Below are 14,091 nucleotides of genomic sequence, written 5' to 3'. Positions count from 1 at the left end.
CTTTTTCGGCGGCAGCGGCGGCGGTGGCGGCGGATCGGTCGTCATCTCGTCCACCAGCAGTTCCACCGGCGGCATCAGCAGCTCGACCAGTTCCACCACGGGCGGCGTATCGACATCGACGGGCGGGGTTTCGACCTCGACTGGCGGCGTATCGACTTCGACCGGTGGCGTGTCGACTTCGTCTGGGAACGTTTCCACTTCCTCCGGCAATGTCTCGACCTCGTCGGGCAATGTCTCGACCTCCTCGGGGGTCAGCAGTTCGTCCTCGTCCAGCTCGAGCAGTTCGTCTTCCTCTTCGTCCAGCTCCTCCTCCTCGTCGAGCAGCTCGGGCGGCGGGAAGCCGGGCAAGCCGGGTCATGGCAGTTCCGGGTCGAGCGGGTCTTCCTCCTCCTCGTCCAGCTCGTCGTCGAGCAGTAGCGGTTCCTCCTCGTCGGGTGGCTCCTCCAGTTTCGGCAGCACCGGGTCGAGCAGCAGCAGCTCCTCGTCCTCCTCTTCCAGCAGTTCTTCCTCATCCAGCAGCTCGAGCGGGGGTTCGAGCAGCACCGGCGGCACGGACGTTCCCGCGCCGCCCATGGTGCTCCTGTTCGGCGCCGCCGCAGTGGCGCTCGTCGCCCGCCGGCGCTTTGCCGAGCGTAAGGCGAAGGCCGCCGCCTGACGGGCTGACAGACGGGCAGGCAGGCACCGAACGGGAAGAGGGGCGGTCCGGCGACGGGCCGCCCTTTTCCGTCTGCATGCCGTCTCGCGCCCTCCCAGAGCATGTTCGAAGCGGAGAGCATGATGCGGTTCAGTATGAACGGATCACGTCCTAGCTGGCCGCGATCAGCTTTTCGATTTCCGGCACGGGATGGTTGGTCAAATCCTTCGCGATTTCACCCACCAGCCGGTTCTGCACTTCCTTGTGCAGATGCTTGCGCATCTCGCCCAGCGCGGTCGGCGGGGCGACGATGATGAGCTTTTCATAGTCGTTGGCGAGCGCGCGGCGCTTCAGCAGGTCGGCGGCCTGGGCGGCGAATCGCTGTTCCTCCAGTTCGTGATAGTTGTTTTCGCCCATCGTGCCCGACGCGGTGCCGGTGCTGGAGGACTGGCCCGCCTTGTCCGACGCCTGATCCAGATGCGCGGGGTTATCCTGCTGCTTCACCGCTTCCGCCTCCAGATTGGGATAGGTCGCGTCGCCCTTGTTGCGGAAGAAGAGCAGCTTGCGCCCGTCCGCCACCAGCACCACCGCGTCATGATCCATCTGCATCGCCTATCTCCTTGGCTGTTTGGATGATGCAGGGTTGAACGGACAAGCGGGCGCAGGGTTGCGCGAGTGGGCACGCGGCGGCATAGCGCTGCCCCATGCACGACATTCGTTTCATCCGCGAAAACCCCGCCGCCTTCGACGCCGCCCTCGCCCGCCGGGGCCTGTCGCCGCTGTCCGCCGAGATATTGGCGGTCGACGAGAAAAGCCGCGCGATCAAGACCGAGTTGCAGCAAGGCCAGGCCCGTCGCAACGAGGCGAGCAAGCTGATCGGCCAGGCGATGGCGGCGAAGGACGCGGCCACGGCCGAGGCGCTGAAGGCCGAGGTTGCGGCGCTGAAGGACCGGCTGCCGGCGCTGGAGACAGAAGATCGGGAGACGGGCGAAGCGCTGACCGCGATGCTGGCGGCGATCCCCAACCTGCCCGCCGACGATGTGCCCGAGGGCGCGGACGAGGCCGGCAATGTCGAGCTGGGCCGTTGGGGCGAAATTCGCGCGTTCGACTTCACGCCGCAGGACCATGCCGATTTCGGACCGGCGCTGGGGCTGGATTTCGAAGGCGGCGCGGCGCTGTCGGGCGCGCGGTTCACGGCGCTGCGGGGGCAGATGGCGCGGCTGCACCGGGCGCTGGCGCAGTATATGCTCGACACGCAGACGGCCCCCGACGACAAGCATGGCTATGAGGAAACGTCCGTGCCGCTGCTGGTCAAGGACGAGGCTTTGTTCGGCACCGGGCAGTTGCCCAAGTTCGCCGAGGATCTGTTCAAGACGACAGACGGGCGCTGGCTGATTCCCACGGCCGAAGTCAGCCTCACCAATCTGGTCGCGCAGCAGATCGTGCCCGTCGAGAACCTGCCGCTGCGGCTGACGGCGCTGACGCCCTGTTTCCGGTCGGAGGCGGGATCGGCCGGGCGCGACACGCGCGGCTTCATCCGCCAGCACCAGTTCGAGAAGGTCGAACTGGTCGCGATCTGCGCGCCCGAGGAATCGGAAGCGGAGCATGAGCGGATGTGCGCGGCGGCCGAGGGCATATTGCAGGCGCTGCGTCTGCCCTATCGCAAGATGCTGCTGTGCACCGGCGACATGGGCTTTGGCGCGCGCAAGACCTATGACCTGGAAGTGTGGCTGCCAAGCCAGCAGACCTATCGCGAGATCAGCTCCGTTTCCAACTGCGGCGATTTCCAGGCGCGGCGGATGAACGCGCGCTACAAGCCCGAGGGCGAGAAGGCGACGCGCTTCCTCCATACCCTCAATGGATCGGGGCTGGCGGTGGGGCGGACGCAGGTGGCGGTGCTGGAGAATTACCAGCAGGCGGACGGCAGCGTGACGGTGCCGGAGGTGCTGGTCCCCTATATGGGTGGCGTGACCCGGCTGGAGCCGCGCTGACGCCGACATTGCTCGTAAGCGAGACAGCGAAGTGGACAGCCGATCGAAACCGCGAAAATGCTTAGTTAGCTAACTAATGACAGGAGGCGAAGGGGCTGGCGCGGCGCGACCGATGCGATAAACAGGGCGCGATGCAGCGCCTGCACATTGTCCTTCCGCCGCTTGGCTCGTTGATGCTGGCCGCCTGCATACCGGCGGAGACACAGCCGGCCGACGCCACTCTTCCCACCCACCCTGCGCCACCGCCGCGGATGGATGCCGATGCGGGAACGGCGGTCCTGGCGGAGCCGCAGCCGGTGTGGCAGGCGCAGCAGGTGGTGGCGAACGCGCGGACGGTGGCGGCATCCACCTACGTCGTGCAACCGGGCGACACCCTGCGGGGGGTAGGCAACCGCACGGGCGCGGGATCGGAAGCGATCGCCCGCCGCCCCTATATGCTGCGGGCCGGGCAATCGTTGCAGATACCGGGCGGGCGATATCATCTGGTGGCGGCGGGCGAGACGGGCATCGCCATCGCAGCGGCCTATGGCGTGCCGTGGCGCGGGATCGTCGCCGTCAACGGCCTGGCCGAACCCTATCTGCTGCGGCGCGGGCAGCGGCTGTTGCTGCCGGACGCAGGTCCGACGCGCGCGGCCAGCCTGGAACAGCGGGCCGCCGCCTTTCGCATCGATATCGACGATGTGCTGACCGGCGGCCAGCCGGCCATCGCGGACGGCACGCCACGGATAACCGCCGGGACGAGCGCCACACCCCTGCCCGCCAACGTGCCGATCAGCGAGCCGGCGCGCCTGGTCGGCGGCTTCCTCTGGCCAGTGCGGGGGACGATCCTGTCTCGCTTCGGGCCGGGCGAGAGCGGCGCGCGGAACAACGGCATCGACATCGCCGCGCCCATCGGCACGCCGATCAGGGCGTCGGCGGACGGGGTGGTCGCCTATGCCGGGGACAAGGTGGCGGTGTTCGGCGGCCTCGTGCTGATCAACCATGGCGGCGGCTGGGTCAGCGCCTACGGCCATGCCAGCCGTGTCGATGTGGTGCGCGGACAGAAAGTGAAACAGGGCCAGCCCATCGGCCTGACCGGCGACACGGGCTATGCCAGCATGCCCAAGCTGCATTTCGAACTGCGCAAGGACCGGGCGCCCGTGGATCCCCTGAGCCGGCTGCCCGGCGCATGAGGCTGGACGACACCCATATGCGGCCTGACAAGGCCGGTTTCCTGCGGCGGCGGTCCGCCCTGCCGCTCTGGGCCGATCTCGTCTGGCGGCTGGGGCTGGTATTCGGGCTGATCGCGATCGTGCAGGCGCTGCACTGGTTCGGGCGCGAGGGTCTCAAGGACAATTATGACAACCAGATCAGCTTCATAGACGTTCTCTATTTCACCACCGTCACCGTGACGACCGTGGGCTATGGCGATATCGTGCCGGTGACGCCGGAGGCGCGGCTGTTCGAATCCGTCTTCGTGACGCCGATCCGGCTGTTCGTGTGGCTGATCTTCCTTGGAACCGCCTACAACCTCTTTTTCCGCAACATCCTCTACAGGTGGCGCATGGCGCGTATTCAGGCCGATCTGCACAATCATATCGTCGTCACCGGCTTCGGCACCAGCGGGCAGGAGGCGGTGAACGAACTGCTGGCGCGCGGCACCGACCCGCGCGAGATCGTGGTCATCGATGGCAGCGAGACGGCGCTGGCGATCGCCGAGGCGCTGGGGTGCAACATATTGTGCGGCGATTCGACGCGCGACCGGACGCTGACCGACGTGGCGATCCACCGTGCGCGGGGCATGATCGTGTCGGCCGGGCGGGACGACACGTCGATCCTGATCACGCTGACCGCGCGCCACCTGGCCCCACGCCTGCCGATCAGCATCGTGGTGCGGAACGAGGATAATGAACTGCCCGCACGGCAGGCGGGCGCGACCACCGTGATAAACCCGACCAGCTTTGCCGGGCTGCTGCTGGCCGGGAGCACGAGCGGCAAGCATATCGCAGACTATATGGCGGACCTGGCGGCATCGGGCGGGCGGGTGAAGCTGCACGAGCGCGCCGTACAGCCCCAGGAAATTGGCGGGCCGCTGTCCGCGATCCGCACCGGCCTTGGCGTGCGCATCTATCGCGACGACCGGCCGATCGGCTTCTGGGAAGCGGAGGCGCAAAGCCTCCAGACCGGCGATTGCATCATCGAGATCGTCGAGGGAGATGCGACGGCATAGCGGCTGAATCGCCACCCCGTGACATCGGCCGCGAAAATCCCTATGTGCGCGGCGATCATGGCAACGAAAATTCCCGACGCCCCCAAGGTGGGCATGGTGTCGCTTGGCTGTCCCAAGAACCTGGTGGATTCCGAGCGTATCCTGACCAAGCTGCGTTCCGACGGCTATCAGATGTCCGCCGACTATGCCGGCGCGGACGTGGTGCTCGTCAACACCTGCGGCTTCCTCGATTCCGCCAAGGAAGAGTCGCTGGAGGCTATTGGCGAGGCGATCGCGGAAAACGGCCGCGTGATCGTCACCGGCTGCATGGGCGATGAGGCCGAACTGATCCGGGCGAAATTCCCGCAGGTTCTGGCGGTCACGGGCGCGCATCAATATGAGCAGGTGGTCAATGCGGTGCATGACGCGTCGCCGCCCATCCCCAACGCCTTCGTCGACCTGGTGCCCGAAGGCGGCCTGAAGCTGACGCCGCGCCATTACAGCTATCTCAAGATTTCGGAAGGCTGCAACCATCGCTGCTCCTTCTGCATCATCCCCTCGATCCGTGGCGACCTGGTGTCGCGGCGCATCGACGCGGTGCTGCGCGAGGCGGAAAAGCTGGTGGCGGCGGGGACGAAGGAACTGCTGGTCATCAGCCAGGACACGTCCGCCTATGGCGTCGATACGCGTCACGAGCCGCGCCAGTGGAAAGGGCGCGAGGTGCGCGCGCACATGACCGACATGGCGCGCGAACTGGGGCAGCTGCGCACCAGTGAGGGGCGCGCGCCCTGGGTGCGGTTGCACTATGTCTATCCCTATCCCCATGTCGATCATGTCGTGCCGTTGATGGCCGAGGGGCTGCTGACGCCCTATCTCGACATCCCGTTCCAGCATGCCGCGCCGTCCGTGTTGAAGGCGATGAAGCGGCCCGCGAACGAGGCCAAGGTGCTGGACCGCATCCGCAAATGGCGCGGCATCTGCCCGGACATCGCCATCCGATCGAGCTTCGTGGTCGGCTTTCCCGGCGAGACGGAAGCGGACTTTCAATATCTGCTCGACTGGCTGGACGAAGCGCAGCTGGACCGGGTGGGCGCGTTCCGCTTCGAGCCCGTCGAGGGCGCGGCGGCCAATGACCTGCCCGGCGCGGTGCCGGAAGAGGTGAAGGAAGAGCGCTACCAGCGGATCATGGAAAAGACCGCCGCGATCAGCGCCGCCAAGCTCGCCGCCAAGGTGGGCCGCATACTGCCGGTCATCATCGACGAAGTGGGCGAGCCGGACGAGGAGGACGGCTCCATCGGCGCGACGGCGCGATCGCAGGCCGACGCGCCGGAGATCGACGGCAACGTCTTCCTGCGCGATGTGGGCCAGGGCCTGAAAGCCGGCGACATGATCGACGTGGCGATCGAGGACGCGGACGAGCATGACCTGTATGGAGCGCCGGTTTAAGGGTAGTTTAGACGACCCGTCCCGACATTTTATGACTCACCCCGGCCTTGAGCCGGGGTCCAGCTCATTTTGCAGCATTCACGACAACAGGCAGCGAGACCCCGGCTCATGGCCGGGGTGACACGATAATGGTCAGGGACTTACGAACCCGTCCTGATATTCGGTCCTGATCGCCTTGCGCACGGCGGCGTCGACGGCGACAGGCACGTCATAGCTGCCTTCCGCATAGGGGCCGGCGCTGTAGGGGCCGACGACGACGGTGAAGCTGTCGATCCGCTTGCCGTCCTTGGATGTCGGGACCAGCACCTGTTCCATCGGATCGATGCAGGCAGTGAAATCATCGTCGCCGCTGCGTACCACTGGCGCGCCCCGCTTTTCCGCGCGTTGCCGGTCGAGTTCGGCGCAGAAAGGCCTGGTGATCGCGGCCTTGAACGCTTGCGCCGAGGTCATCAGCGCCTTGACGCTCGTTTCCCGATCCCGCGCCCTGTCCCACAGCAGCACTTCATAGCCGGTCATGCCGTGCGCGCCGCCGGTATAAGTGTAGTTTTCAGACTGGAGCGACAGGAAACGGGGCGTGTCCGCCGCGACTGTCCACTCGACCGACAGGCTGTGCGGGCGAAAGGGAAAGCCGGACTTTTTCGCGGCCGCACTATCTTCCCGCGCCATCTTGAGCGCGCCGTCCCTGGCGCTTTCCATCTGCCGCGCGAACTTGGCGACCAGCGTCGGGATGACGGCCGCCTGCGCCGGATAGGCATAGGCGAATTCGAGAAGGTCGGTCTTATCCTCTTTTCGAAACGCCTTTGCGGGAGGCGCGGGCGGCGGCTTGCCGATCATGCGGTCGATATAGCGGCTGGCGGCCGCATTCACCGCCGCGTTGCCGGCCGGCGCTTCGTCCTGCTGCGGCGAACAGGCGGCAAGCGGGAAGACCGCCGCCGCCAGCCAGCCCGATCCTGCTGGTCGCATCAATGCGCCTGGGCCGCGCGGCACTTTTCGCCGATGGCCTTGCGCGCATAGTCGCTGTCGAGGGCGCGGCCGGCATTGGCCCAGCCCTCCGCCACCAGTGCCTGCTGCACCGCATGGCTGTTGTCGAACTGCCCGCTTTCCGCGAGCGCATAGGCGCGCGCGCGGGCGGCCTGAAGGCTGCGATCGTCACCGTGCATCATGATCCGTCTCCTTGTTTGTTATGGGTCCAGACTAGGCCGTTCGGACGGTGCACGCAAAGGAAGAAGGGGCCATCCGTGCGGGCCGGGCGACGAAGTTTGCGCTTTTCATCGCGAACCGCTTTCCCCTACATCCGCGTACATGACCGACCTTGCCGACCTCATCAAAATCGACAACCAGCAACCCGCCCGATCGATCCATATCGTCGACCCGGACGGGTTCGATGCATGGCTGGCGAGCCAGCCCGCCCCGGTCCGCGCGGTCGCGGCGGCGCAGAAGTTCAAGGGCAAGCCGCACGAAGTCGCGATCATCCCGACAGAGGGCGAGGAATGGGCAGTGGCGGCAGGGGTCGCCGACCGGCAGGCGCTTGGCCCCTGGTGCCTGGCGCGGGCGGCCGAGATGCTGCCTGAAGGCACGTACCGGCTGATGGAGGGGGCGACAGGCGCTGCGGCGCTGGGCTGGCTGACGGCGCAATACCGGTTCGACCGCTATCGGGCCGAGGAAAAGCCGGCGGGCCCGCGCGTGCTCCTGACCGGCGATGTCGCCCGGATCGAGCAGACCGTGCAGATCGCAAGGGCGGTGGCGCTGGTCCGCGACCTTGTCAACACGCCTGCCGCCGACATGGGACCGCCCGACCTGGAAGCGGCGGTGGGGACGGTCGGCAAGGCGTTCGGCGCGACCGTCAGCGTGACGCGGGGCGACGCGCTGGAACAGGGCTATCCCATGATCCACGCGGTCGGCAAGGCGGCGGACAAGGCGTTCGCGCCACGCCTTATCGAACTCAGCTGGGGCGATCCGGCGCATCCGCGCATCGCGCTGATCGGCAAGGGCATCTGTTTCGACAGCGGAGGGCTCGACATCAAGCCGTCCGCCGGGATGCGGCTGATGAAGAAGGACATGGGCGGGGCGGCCCATGCGATCGCGCTGGCGCAACTGGTGATGGCGGCGCGGCTGCCCGTGCGGCTGCACCTGCTGATCGCGGCGGCGGAAAATGCGATCAGCGGCAACGCCTTCCGCCCTGGCGACATATTGCGCACGCGCAAGGGCATCACGGTGGAGATCGGCAATACCGACGCGGAAGGGCGGCTGGTGCTGGGCGACGCGCTGGTGCGCGCGGGCGAGGAACAGCCCGAACTGATCGTGGACTTCGCGACGCTGACCGGCGCGGCGCGGGTGGCGGTGGGGCCCGACCTTCCCGCCCTCTTCGCCAATGACGAGTCGCTGGCGGCGGAGGTCGCGGCGGCCGGCGCGGAGGTGGACGACCCGACATGGCGGTTGCCCCTGTGGGACGGCTATGCCGAGATGCTGAAGTCCGACGTGGCGGACATCAACAATGCCGGCGAAGGCGGATTTGCGGGCGCGATCACCGCCGCGCTGTTCCTGAAACGCTTCGTGCCGGAAGGTACGCCCTGGCTGCACCTCGACACGTTCGCCTGGCGTCCGGCGGCAAAGCCGGGGCGGCCCAAGGGTGGCGAGGCGCTGGGCCTCAGAGCCGTTTTCCGGCTGTTGCAGCAACGCTATTGCCGCACGCCTTAGGGCATCGCCGCCAGCCTGCTCCGTTACGCAACCGGATTGGGAATCATGCGTTAAGGCGACATGAACGCCCATGCCGCACCCATCGAAATCGAACGTCCCGGCATCCAGCCTCTGGGCCAATGGATGCGGACCCTTGTGGACTATGTCCGGTCGGGCAAGCCCGATCTTACGAACCGTCAGATGGCGTTGATGATGACGGTCTATATCGGGCAAGGGCCGCATACGGTGCGCGGCCTCGCCGAAGCGCTGCACGTGTCGAAGCCGGTCATTACGCGGGCATTGAACAAATTGTCGGCGCTCGGATATCTGCGGCGGGAGCGCGACGCGGCGGACCGGCGCAATATTTTCATCACCCGAACGACGAAAGGGGCGGAATTTCTTGACGCCTTTCACCATTTCATCGCAGGAACCGCGCGCGATGAAAGGCACGAACACCCCCATAAAGACCGCGTCGGCTGAACGAACCCGTTTCCGCCTCGACGGCCGATCGATAGCATTGGACCGGCGCGTCCATGCGGCGCGGGGCGACCTGGCTGACCTGTCGCTGGCGGGCACGCTGTTTTCGGCCCATTATGCCCGCGCCGTGGCGCTGACCTGCGTGGCGGCGGGCACGCCTGTCCTGTCGTCGTCTTCCCCCACCGCCGAAGCGGTGAGCGAGATATTGCGCGGCGAGACTTTCCATGCGCTGGACGTCACGACCGATTGGGCGTGGGGCTTTTGCGGACATGACGGCTATGTCGGCTATGTCCGGCGCGAGGCGCTGGATGTGCTGGAAACCGCCACGCACCGGGTGATCGCCGACACCGCGCCGCTGTTCAGCGCGCCCGACATCAAGTCGCCTATCGCCGATTATTGGCCGATGGGCGCGCTGGTTTCGGGAGAGCCGCAGGGCGATTTCCTTGCCTGCGCGGAAGGCTATGTCCATCTTCGCCATGTGGAGCCGGTCGCGGCCAAGCCGGACGATTGGGTCGAGGCGGCGCGGCGTCATATCGGCCAGCCCTATATCTGGGGCGGGCGCGGGCATCGCGGCATAGATTGTTCGGGGCTGGTGCAGGTGGCGCTGGCGCGCGTGGGGATTGCCGCGCCGCGCGACACCGACCTGCAATGCGAGGGCGTGGGCGCGCCGATCGACAGCGAAACGCCGTTGCAGCGGGGCGACCTGGTCTTCTTCTCCGGCCATGTCGGCATCATGACCGACGCGCGCACGCTGCTGCATGCCAACGCATATTGGATGGCGGTGGTGGAAGAGCCGCTGGCCGACGTGGTTTCGCGGCTGGCGGACGCCCATGCCCAGCCGATCATCGCGCGGCGGAGGATCGCGGCATGAGCACCCATGTCTTCATCGACGGCGGCCACGGCACGACCGGCATCGAGATCGCCGAACGGCTGGCGGGACGGCCCGAACTGTCGATCATCGCCGTGCCGGAAGAGCGGCGGCGCGACGCGGCCGCGCGCCGGGAGGCGCTGAACGCCGCCGACATCGTGATCCTGTGCCTGCCCGACGACGCGGCACGAGAGGCGGTGACGCTGATCGACAATGGCCGGACGCGCGTGATCGATGCATCGACCGCGCATCGCGTGGCGGAGGGATGGACCTACGGCTTTGCCGAACTGGAGCCGGGCCACCGGGAACGGCTCGCGCAGAGCCGCTTCGTCGCCAATCCGGGATGCTGGCCCACGGGCTTCCTGGCGCTGGTGCGGCCTTTGGTGCTGGCGGGGCTGCTGCCCGCCGACTGGCCGGTCACCGTGTCGGGCGCGTCGGGCTATTCGGGCGGCGGCAAGGCGATGATCGCGGACTATGAGGGCGAGACAGGAGGCCCCAGCGCTTTCCGCCCCTACGGGCTGACGCTGGCGCACAAGCATGTGCCGGAAATGACGCGCTATTCCGGGCTGGCGCACCCGCCCCTCTTTGCCCCGGCCGTGGCCGACGCCTATCGCGGCATGATCGTGGAAGTGCCGTTGCAACTGCGCGCCATGCCGGGCGCTCCGGCGCTGGCGGACATCCGCGCGGCGCTGGCGCAGGCCTATGCCGGATCGCCGATCGTAAGCGTGGCGTCGGCGGAGGAAAGCGCCGGCATGAGCGGCGTCGTGCTGGAGCATGTCGGCGCGACCGACCGGCTGGCGCTGTTCGTCTTCGGCAACGAGGATACAGGTCAGGCGCGGCTGGTTGCGGCGCTCGACAATCTGGGCAAGGGCGCGGCCGGCGCGGCGGTGCAGAATCTCAACATTCTGGCGGGATTGCCGGAAACATCGGGGCTGCGGCTTTAAAAGCCCGATGGGTTCCCGTCAGTCGCAAGATGGCGGGCGCCGGGCCAGGACCGCGGCGACGAAGGTCGGGCGGCCTGCTGCGCTTATGCCCTAGTGGATCGTGCCGAGCGGCTGGTTGTAGGTGAGCAGGACGATCAATCGTTCGATCTGGCGCCAGTGGCAGAAGGTGATGTGGTTGCCAACGTCCAAGCTCTGGTCGGCGCGCGCCGCGGCTTCATACCCTGCATTGGCGCCGAACCGGCGCATCAGCTCCGCCGCGTCGTCGTAGCTCTTGCGGTTCGCAAGATATGGCAGTTGCATGATGGCCCCCATAGTCCAGGCGCGCGACAATGCGCTCCCCTGGGGCGCGCGGGTTCAAACATCGTGCCAGATCAACGACTTGGCTTCCGGCGAGAGATAGAGGAGTCAACGCGCCGTTAGCCAAGTGCCATATTGGCGCATCTATCCCATTTTGGGGCGGACGGTCCCGTATCGGGGCGGCGGAGAGCAGCCGCGCAAAGCGCTGGCCTTCCCGTCCGCGCCATGGCAAGGGCGGACGCGATGAGCCAAGGCAGAAAGAACCCGACCGGCGCTGGCGCGATCATCGCGCTGCTGATTCTTGCCGGCACGATCCTGGGAGGATTGATGGGGCAACCCAGCATCGGATTGCTGGCGGGCACGGCCATAGGCGTAGCGATCGCGCTGCTCTTGTGGCTGCGCGAACGAGGCCGCTAAGCCAAGCGGCATCCGCCTTGCCCGACGCGACGGCCGCGCATAGAGAGAAGGGCATGAACAAGCATGTCATTGTCCTGCCGCTCGTCGCGCTTGCCCTTGCCGGCGGCGCTTTCCTCTATCTGGCGCAGGGCGACACCGCCCAGTTGCCGCCCGGCGCGGACACGGGACGCGAGCCGGTGTTCACCGCGCCGCGCAGCGAGATGCTGCCCACCGTCAACATCGCCGATGTAAAGCCCTGGGCGGCGGGCGCGAAGCCGGTCGCGGCCAAGGGTCTGGCCGTCGCCCGCTTCGCCGAGGGGTTGAGCCATCCGCGATCCATGCTGCGCCTGCCCAATGGCGACATATTGGTCGCGGAAACCAACAGCCCGCCCCGGCCCAAGGACGGGATCGTCGACCGGATCATGGCCTATCTTATGACCAAGGCCGGCGCGGGCGTCCCTTCGGCCAACCGCATCACCCTGCTGCGCGACGCGGATGGCGACGGCAAGGCGGAGGTGAAGACGCCCTTCCTGACCGGCCTTCATTCGCCCTATGGCATGGCACTGCTGGGCGACACGCTCTATGTCGCCAACACCGACGCGCTGATGGCTTTCCCCTACAAGGATGGCGAGACGAAGATCACGGCAAAGGGCCGCAAGATCATCGACCTGCCGGCCCAGGCCCCCAACCAGCACTGGACCAAGAGCCTGGCGGCCAGTCCCGCGGGGCTGCTCTATGTCGGCGTGGGATCGAACAGCAATATCGGCGAAAATGGGCTGGAGCTGGAACAGGGCCGGGCGATGGTGCTGGAGGTCAATCCCAAGACCGGATACAAGCGCGTCTTCGCCTATGGCCTGCGCAATCCGGTGGGTCTTGCCTTCGAACCCAAGAGCGGCGCGCTGTGGGGCGTGGTCAACGAACGCGACATGCTGGGCGGGGACCTGGTGCCCGACTATCTGGCGCGGATCGAATTCGGGGCCTTCTATGGCTGGCCATGGAACTACTGGGGCGGGTATGAGGACCGGCGCGTCCAGCCGCAGCGGCCGGAAATCCGCGAATATACCAAGCGACCCGACTATGCGCTGGGCAACCATGTCGCGCCGCTGGGCCTGACCTTCGCGGACAAGGTGCAGTTGGGCGCACCCTATACGGATGGCGCGTTCGTGGGCCTGCACGGCAGCTGGAATCGCAAGCCGGCGGCGGGATACAAGGTCGTCTATGTCGGCTTTTCCGATGGCGAGGCGGGCAAGGCAAAGCCGGTCGACGTGCTGACCGGATTCCTGGACAAGGATGGCGCGGCGCAGGGCCGGCCGGTCGATGTGACGGCAGACGCCACGGGCGCGCTGCTGGTCAGCGACGATGTCGGCAATATCATCTGGCGGGTGACGAAGGCGAAATAGCGCCTGGCCGCCCGTCAGACCGTCAGCCCGTTGCGGCCCGCCAGTTCCACCACATATTGCCAGGCGACGCGGCCCGAGCGGCTGCCCCGCTGCGTCGCCCATTGAATCGCTTCCTTAGGATCGAACGACAGACCAAGCGTCGCCGCATAGCCGGCGACGATCGCGACATAGGCATCCTGGTCGATGGCGTGGAAGCCAAGGCTGAGCCCGAACCGGTCCGACAGCGCCATCCTGTCGTCCACCACGTCGCGCGGGTTGATCGGATCGTCCTGTTCGGAAAGATGCCGCGGCACGATGTGGCGGCGGTTGGAGGTGACGTAGAGGCGGACATTGGCCGGGCGCGCGGCCGTGCCGCCCTGAAGCAGCGAGCGCAGCGTCCGGGCCGCGCCGGCCCCGTCCTCATCGAACCCCAGATCGTCGAGGAACAGGATGAAGGGCCGCGTCGTCGCGCGCAGCAGCGAGAAGAGCGCGGGCAGGCTGACCAGTTCGTCGATGGCGCATTGCAGCAGGGCGACATCCGTCCCCTCCCCCTGCAACTGCCCCACGACCGCGGCGACGACGGCGGACTTGCCGGTGCCGCGCGCGCCCCACAGCAGCACGTCATGCGCGGCGTGGCCAGCGGCATGACGGCGCGTATTTTCAAGCAACGCGCCCTTCTGCGCGTCGATGCCGGTCAGCAGCGCATAGTCGACCGGCGCGAACGCCTCCACCGCGCGGATTGCCCGGCCGTCCCACACATAGGCGGGGGCGGCGGCCAGGTCGGCGGAGAGCGGC

16 protein-coding genes and 1 pseudogene are annotated in these 14,091 nt (G+C 67.1%); 10 read left to right on the top strand and 7 right to left on the bottom strand.

All coding sequences use genetic code 11. The annotated features are described in order from the left end of the window. The 3 genes and pseudogenes from AX724_RS10820 to AX724_RS10810 form a co-directional block, all read right to left on the bottom strand. Positions 1-348 (bottom strand): annotated as a pseudogene (locus tag AX724_RS10820) (hypothetical protein); the annotation flags it as partial. Between the two features lie 6 nt (positions 349-354). Beyond that, positions 355-573, bottom strand: coding sequence for a hypothetical protein (locus tag AX724_RS24025; protein ID WP_231736631.1), 219 nt, complete (start codon positions 571-573; stop codon positions 355-357). Positions 574-805: 232 nt separating this feature from the next. Beyond that, positions 806-1,243 (bottom strand): host attachment family protein, encoded by a 438-nt coding sequence (locus AX724_RS10810; protein ID WP_066766163.1) that lies wholly within the window; start codon positions 1,241-1,243, stop codon positions 806-808. Between the two features lie 95 nt (positions 1,244-1,338). Between AX724_RS10810 and serS the strand changes: the two genes are divergently transcribed. From serS to rimO, 4 genes are all read left to right on the top strand, one after another. Continuing rightward, entirely contained in the window at positions 1,339-2,625 is a 1,287-nt protein-coding gene (gene serS, locus AX724_RS10805) for a serine--tRNA ligase (protein WP_066766159.1), read from the top strand. 131 nt (positions 2,626-2,756) lie between these two features. Further along, positions 2,757-3,797, top strand: a complete 1,041-nt coding sequence (locus AX724_RS10800; protein WP_197421544.1) for a LysM peptidoglycan-binding domain-containing M23 family metallopeptidase — start codon at positions 2,757-2,759, stop codon at positions 3,795-3,797. Next, the gene (locus AX724_RS10795) at positions 3,794-4,834 is read left to right on the top strand and encodes a potassium channel family protein (protein ID WP_066766158.1); all 1,041 of its coding nucleotides are present in this window, start codon (positions 3,794-3,796) and stop codon (positions 4,832-4,834) included. Before AX724_RS10800 ends, AX724_RS10795 begins: the two co-directional genes overlap by 4 nt. A gap of 42 nt (positions 4,835-4,876) precedes the next feature. Next, positions 4,877-6,259, top strand: coding sequence for a 30S ribosomal protein S12 methylthiotransferase RimO (gene rimO / locus AX724_RS10790; RefSeq protein ID WP_197421545.1), 1,383 nt, complete (start codon positions 4,877-4,879; stop codon positions 6,257-6,259). Between the two features lie 132 nt (positions 6,260-6,391). On the opposite strand, the gene AX724_RS10785 is transcribed toward rimO, so the two are convergent. Together AX724_RS10785 and AX724_RS10780 are read right to left on the bottom strand one after the other, a co-directional pair. Continuing rightward, positions 6,392-7,222 carry a DUF4163 domain-containing protein gene (locus AX724_RS10785; RefSeq protein WP_066766155.1) on the bottom strand — a complete coding sequence of 277 codons (831 nt, stop codon included), beginning with the start codon at positions 7,220-7,222 and terminating at the stop codon, positions 6,392-6,394. Beyond that, on the bottom strand, positions 7,222-7,422 hold the full coding sequence (locus AX724_RS10780; RefSeq protein WP_066766153.1) for a hypothetical protein: 201 nt from the start codon (positions 7,420-7,422) through the stop codon (positions 7,222-7,224). Before AX724_RS10780 ends, AX724_RS10785 begins: the two co-directional genes overlap by 1 nt. Before the next feature lie 139 nt (positions 7,423-7,561). Between AX724_RS10780 and AX724_RS10775 the strand changes: the two genes are divergently transcribed. The 4 genes from AX724_RS10775 to argC are packed head-to-tail and all read left to right on the top strand — an operon-like array spanning position 7,562 to position 11,224. Continuing rightward, entirely contained in the window at positions 7,562-8,956 is a 1,395-nt protein-coding gene (locus AX724_RS10775; RefSeq protein WP_066766152.1) for a leucyl aminopeptidase family protein, read from the top strand. A gap of 60 nt (positions 8,957-9,016) precedes the next feature. Further along, on the top strand, positions 9,017-9,415 hold the full coding sequence (locus AX724_RS10770; protein WP_066766151.1) for a MarR family transcriptional regulator: 399 nt from the start codon (positions 9,017-9,019) through the stop codon (positions 9,413-9,415). After that, a complete protein-coding gene (locus tag AX724_RS10765; protein ID WP_066766148.1) occupies positions 9,375-10,283 on the top strand; it encodes a C40 family peptidase in 909 nt (302 codons plus the stop codon). The genes AX724_RS10770 and AX724_RS10765 overlap by 41 nt, the downstream gene beginning before the upstream one ends. Beyond that, positions 10,280-11,224 carry an N-acetyl-gamma-glutamyl-phosphate reductase gene (gene argC, locus AX724_RS10760; protein WP_066766146.1) on the top strand — a complete coding sequence of 315 codons (945 nt, stop codon included), beginning with the start codon at positions 10,280-10,282 and terminating at the stop codon, positions 11,222-11,224. The genes AX724_RS10765 and argC overlap by 4 nt, the downstream gene beginning before the upstream one ends. Before the next feature lie 90 nt (positions 11,225-11,314). On the opposite strand, the gene AX724_RS10755 is transcribed toward argC, so the two are convergent. Next, positions 11,315-11,524, bottom strand: coding sequence for a hypothetical protein (locus AX724_RS10755; protein WP_197421543.1), 210 nt, complete (start codon positions 11,522-11,524; stop codon positions 11,315-11,317). 240 nt (positions 11,525-11,764) lie between these two features. Here AX724_RS10755 and AX724_RS24020 point away from each other — a divergent pair, with 240 nt between their 5' ends. Together AX724_RS24020 and AX724_RS10750 are read left to right on the top strand one after the other, a co-directional pair. Then, the gene (locus AX724_RS24020) at positions 11,765-11,938 is read left to right on the top strand and encodes a hypothetical protein (RefSeq protein ID WP_197421542.1); all 174 of its coding nucleotides are present in this window, start codon (positions 11,765-11,767) and stop codon (positions 11,936-11,938) included. Between the two features lie 53 nt (positions 11,939-11,991). Then, positions 11,992-13,317 (top strand): PQQ-dependent sugar dehydrogenase, encoded by a 1,326-nt coding sequence (locus AX724_RS10750; protein ID WP_066766144.1) that lies wholly within the window; start codon positions 11,992-11,994, stop codon positions 13,315-13,317. Between the two features lie 14 nt (positions 13,318-13,331). Here the strand turns inward: AX724_RS10750 and AX724_RS10745 are convergent. Then, positions 13,332-14,091 (bottom strand): ATP-binding protein (locus AX724_RS10745; RefSeq protein ID WP_066766142.1); only part of this gene is annotated, 760 nt, incomplete at its 5' end.

This window comes from Sphingobium sp. CCH11-B1 (assembly GCF_001556865.1).
Classification (GTDB): Bacteria; Pseudomonadota; Alphaproteobacteria; order Sphingomonadales; family Sphingomonadaceae; genus Sphingobium.
Note: the sequence above shows the minus strand (reverse complement) of the source record. Positions and strands in the feature narration are given on the sequence as shown.